This is a genomic window from Amycolatopsis sp. La24 (assembly GCF_029087445.1).
In the GTDB taxonomy this organism is placed as follows: Bacteria; Actinomycetota; Actinomycetes; order Mycobacteriales; family Pseudonocardiaceae; genus Amycolatopsis; species Amycolatopsis nivea.
The window spans coordinates 1-5,070 of sequence record NZ_JARACH010000130.1; the positions used below are offsets into that span (position 1 = coordinate 1).

At 65.9% G+C, this 5,070-nt stretch carries 3 protein-coding genes; all 3 read right to left on the reverse strand.

Translation table 11 applies throughout. From position 1 onward, the window contains the following. Positions 1 to 928: 928 nt before the first annotated feature. The gene (locus PUT80_RS46010; RefSeq protein ID WP_275295901.1) at positions 929 to 1,864 is read right to left on the reverse strand and encodes a bifunctional lytic transglycosylase/C40 family peptidase; all 936 of its coding nucleotides are present in this window, start codon (positions 1,862 to 1,864) and stop codon (positions 929 to 931) included. Between the two features lie 2 nt (positions 1,865 to 1,866). Next, entirely contained in the window at positions 1,867 to 2,769 is a 903-nt protein-coding gene (locus tag PUT80_RS46015) for a replication-relaxation family protein (RefSeq protein ID WP_275295899.1), read from the reverse strand. A gap of 190 nt (positions 2,770 to 2,959) precedes the next feature. Continuing rightward, positions 2,960 to 5,070 (reverse strand): DUF87 domain-containing protein (locus PUT80_RS46020; protein WP_275295900.1); only part of this gene is annotated, 2,111 nt, incomplete at its 5' end.

The following is a 5,070-nucleotide window of genomic DNA, read 5'->3' on the forward strand; positions in this document are numbered from 1 at the left end:
TTTCTACAACAGTGTGCGGCGGCACTCCGCTATCGGGATGCTCAGCCCCGACAACTTCGAGCAGGCACTCCGAACGGCTGCCTGAACCCCTCGTAAGCCCCTGTCCACCATTCGGGGTGAACCTCATACTTCCCGCAGCCGACCACCTCGCGGGGTTTACTTCTTGTGCGCACGCCATGCGTTCTGCGTAGGTGTTAGGCACCGGTGGCACAGCGGTGGCTTTGTGACGAGGGCGTTGTGACGGGTTTCACAAATGCTGCGTGACGTGCGGAGAGGCGGTAACGAGTGTTGCAAAACCCCATGGGGCACGTGCCCCGGAAGGGATGGCCGATCGCCACCCTGTCTGGTGTCACCATAGCTGCTCGCCAAACAGGAGATTTACCGATGACGCCACAAGTGCGAACTCAACGTCGACCCCACCCAGACCCTATTGGCCTGGTTCTGGCGGAGATGTCGCATCACGACCAGCTCATCATCATCGCCACGGCGGTCTGCGGTTACCCCGATGGTGCTCTCATGCGCCTTCTGCCTCGTGTCAGCTGGCGAGAACCTCATCGTGTCCCCCGGAGGCTGAATCCGCGGCGTCGCATCGAGAAGGCATACGAGCGACTCGCCCGCGCTATCGTCAGCGCTGAATTTGAGATCGAGAGTGACCGGGTGCGTGTGAGGAGCTTGGTAGTTCGCTGCGCATACTCGCGTTCGCGGTATGTGCAGGAGATTTGTCTGCGCTATGGCATTGACTCCGATCCTCGGCGTCGATGCGCAGCTCCCGGATGTGATAACAGGTTGGAGAACCCGCCGATCGCGCGTGGCGGTCGGCCCAGGGAGACTTGCTCAAATGCATGTCGGCAGCGGCTTTGGCGGCGGAGGAAAGCGGGCGCTGCGGCGGCCTCTCAGTCGACCGGTCGAGGCGATGCCAGAATAATGGCTAGTTCGCGGGACGTGACGCCGCGAGGTAGTCGTCGTTCTTCCATCGATACTCACTGACCTGAACGGGTCGACCGAAGTCGGGTGCGTGCACCATCTTGCCGGATCCGATGTACAGGCCGACGTGATGAACGTGCCCTGGCGTGCCGTAGAAGACAAGGTCGCCAGGCAAGAGCTGTCGGCCGGGTGGCACGAGCGGTCCGGCGTTGTACTGGGTTTGCGCTGTTCGCGGCAGGTCGATCCCGGCGGCGTTGTAGGCCGCGGTCGTCAGGCCCGAGCAGTCGAATCCCGTGTCGCCGTGGGCTGGCCCGTTGCCGCCCCAAAGATAGGGGAGGCCGCGTTGCTTGCAGGCGAAGGCGATCGCTGTGGTGGCGGCCGGGTTCGGCCCGCGGATGTTCCCGCAGTCGCTGGATTCGTACTGCTTGGCTTGCGCGAGAACTTTGTTTACGTACCAGTCTGCGTGGTTGTACGCGAAGATCGCCCTGCGCATGTCCTTGGGTGCACCGGAGTCGCAGAGGTAGTAGGCAGCTGCGTAGATCGCATCGTGCGCGTTGTACCGGGACGGCGGTGTGGAGCCTCCGGCAGGCAATGGGTGCCGCGCGATGACGGCCTCGAATGTTGTCTGCAGGAACTGCATGGGACCGCCTGCACCGGCGAAGTTCTGTCCGCTGGCGACGCCTGGCAGTCCGGAGCGGCCGTGGTTGGTTTCGACTTTGCCGATGGCAGCGAGTACGGACCAGCTCAGGCCGGGGCAAACGCCCGCCGCTTGCTGGTAGAGGTTGAGGTAGTCGGCAGGAATGTCGGATAGCGCCGCCTGGCTGGGCTGGCTGTCGTTGCTGTCGCTGGCGAAGATGACTTTCGCTACTGCGTGCCCGATCCCGCCGATGAGCACGACGACTCCGAGTATGGCTGCGCCAGCGACCATAGGGATCTTCATGTTCACCTCCGGAGGCGAAGGGCTGGAGCGGGCGGCGGAAACGGTTCCGGTGCGGTGATCTCCGCGGGTGTCTGCGAGGGCAGGGCAGCTGAGGACGGAGCGGTGCCGGGCGGGGCGGTTTGGGGCCAGAGCTGGGCGAGGTCGATGAGCCGCAGTCGGCCAGGCCGGTGTGGTGTTGGGCTGGAAATGGGCAGCCAGCGCGTCGATGCGGGAGTGCTTCGGCTGTCCGACGCCATCACATCCGCAGCGCTTGTCGCTATCGGCACCAGGTCGGGCCAGTCGAGTTGCGACAGGGTGTCGGCCAGGGATGTGCGGGCGTTGGCTTCGCGTCGGCTGGTGGGCAGCCACACCAGTACTGGCGTAGTAATTCCAGTTGCGGCGGCTAGTTTCTCGTAGCCGTGGAGCTTGCTGGTGAGCTTGCCGAGATCTTCGGTGCCGAAGTCGAATTCGAGGAAGAACTCGACTTCGTCGTCTTCCTCGCGCCACCGGCCGTAGCTGTCGGGGCGGACCATGTCGCCGAACAGTCGGACGCAACGCCGTTCGGACCACCACGCGGTCAAACGCCCACGAGCACTGGGTTGCTGGGCCTGCGCGACGAGGGAAGTGAAGAAGCCGTTCACTCCCACGGTGTGCGCGAGTCGGAGCGAGTGGGCGATGCCGATCGCGTCTTCGTGGCGGTAGCCGACCTGCTTGGGGTCCAGGCCGTCTTCGTAGGCCAGCGCGACCGAGCCGGCGATGTCGAGGACGTAGTGCATCGGGGCGGTGCCGGAGGTGACGAACGGTTGGAACCTGTCCAGCACGCGCCACTTGTAGAGGTCGAGGAGCCGGTGGTTGGCAGCGCGCACGCTGGGGTAGCAGAGCTGGACGATCTGACCGGTCGTGAGCACCTTGTGCTCGTGCAGCATCCTGGCGAGCCAACGGTCTCGGAGGGTGAGCCGCCCGGCTAGTTGGGCGTGGTGTTCGCCAGTCGTGGCTGCCCGCGGTGTGGGGCGTTGAGGCATGTGTCCGCGCAGTGCGCGTTGGGGCGTGGGATTCGAAATCATGAGCGGGCACCTTTCTGCGGCGATGGGAGGGGGCGCAGACGCGTCGACGGGCTTACGCTGCTCGGCGCGGGTCGGCTGTTGGAGGCGAAGGTGGCCTGCTCGCACCGTTTGCAGCGCTGTCCGGTGGCCGCGTGTTGACCTTCGCGGCCTTGCGGATTTCACGTGCGCGTCCGGGAGCGGCGGGCCGGAGCTTCTCGGTTCGGACGGTGAATGCGGGGGCTTCCTCACCGTTGAGCACGAGCCGGGCGGCCGCGTGATAAACGCCGAGGTTGGACAGATCATGTTCGGTGAGGCGAGGCATCGTGTGCCGGGCGAGTTGCCTCGCGTCCTCGGGGGAGAGGTTGAAGAAGAACTTCGAGCGGGCGTTGGTGCTGATTCCCTCCTCCAGCTCCTTCGGGAGCTTCGCGAGGTACTGGTGAGCCAGGATCACGGCGAGCCGGTAGGCGCGGGCTTCTGCGAGCATGTCCTCGATGGGGTATGGGAGGTTGAGGAAGTTCTGGCATTCGTCCATGTAGAGGCTGGAATCCGGGCGCTCGTGCTGCGGAAGCCGCGACCGGCTTGTTGTGACTTGCCAGGTCCGCGCGACGATGATCGACCCGACGAGTTGCGAGGTCTCCATGCCGAGCGCGTCGCGTGATATCCGGACCAGGCAGACGCCTCCGTCGTTGAGGACGTCGTCCATGCTCACGGTGGAGGGGCCTCCGGCGATGGCGGCGCGGACGAAGGGCCGTAACAGGAATCCTCTGACCTTGTTCATCAGCGGAGCTGTGACCTGGATGCGGCCGGCTTCCGACATCCGTTCGTAGGCGGTCCAGAAGCCTTTGAGCACGTCGTCGTCGATTTGGTCGCAAACGCGCTGCCGGAACGCTGGAACTGTGAGCAGTTTCGGCAGGTCGACTAGAGTCGGTGTGCCCGGCATCGCGGTGAGGGTGAGCAACCCGGCGCGCATGATGTCGTCGGTGCGCGGGCCCCAGGAGGATGCGTAGATCCGGGAGAAGATGCTGACGAGGTTGTCGACTGCGCGAGCCTTGTCCGTTCCTTCCAGCGGGTTGAGCACGGGCGGCCGTGCGCGTGAGTCTGCATCGAAGAGCACGACCTTTTCGCCGAGTCTTTTGGGTAGCCGCATCAGGATGTCCTGGACGAGGTCGCCCTTTGGGTCGATCACGACGCTGCCGCGGTCGGCGTCGGCGTCGTCGAGGGCCATTCGCGCCATCAGTTCGGACTTGCCTGAGCCGGTGGCTCCGATGACGTGCATGTGGTGGCGGGCGTCGGCGACGTAGAGGCCGACGGGACGCGGGTGACCGGAGTCGGACTCGCCGAGAGTTTTGACCCGATCGCCAGTGGTGGGGATGCCGGGTGGAGGCGACACGGCCTTCGCTCCTGCTCGTTGTAAGCCCGGGGCGGCGTCGTCGGTGGGCAGGTGGGCGATGGCGGCCAGCTCGGGAATGGAGAGCAGGTCTCCTTTGCCGAGCCGGCGGCTGGCCAGTGCGGAGATCGGGCGGCGGAGTCGGGCCCGGCGGTAGTAGTTGTGCTCGGAGTACGCGGCGAATGCGGATGCGATGGCATGCGCGCGGCCGCTGAGTACCTCGCGCACGGGCTGCGTTTCGGCTGACGTGGCACCTGCGGGCACGGTGGTCGCGACGGCGTAGCGGATGAGGGTTTCGAATTGGTTGGCGCGCAACTTGTCCACAACAGCGCGGTCTTGGGCGGCGTACTCGAGACTGGTCTGGCGATCCAGCTGGGGTTTTCGGGTGCTGGTCGAGACACCGGAGGTCTTTCCTGGCGAGATGACGTCGGTGAGGAGGTCGAGCAGCCGGCTGGTGAGGCTGGCGGAGCTGCCTGCGTTCAGCCGGCGCGCCGCTCTCCGAGCTTTGCCCACCCGGCGGCCGGCGACGGGGCGGGCCAGTACCTGAACGCACGCGCGTTCGTGCGGTCCGAGCCCTACCGGTGCGCCGAGCAGCGCCCGGATCTGGTCGACCGTGTGCTCGGTGCGGATGGGCAGCGCTTCCGAGCGGCCCAACCGCAGCTCGCCTCCCACGGCTTTGACGCGGCGGCCGGTCGCGGTGAGCGGGATTGGCGGCCGGGCCGGAGAGGTCCGGGTGTGGGCACCGGGCCAGGCTGCTTCGATGGCGCGCTCGACCATGCCGGGAGGTACAACGCCGG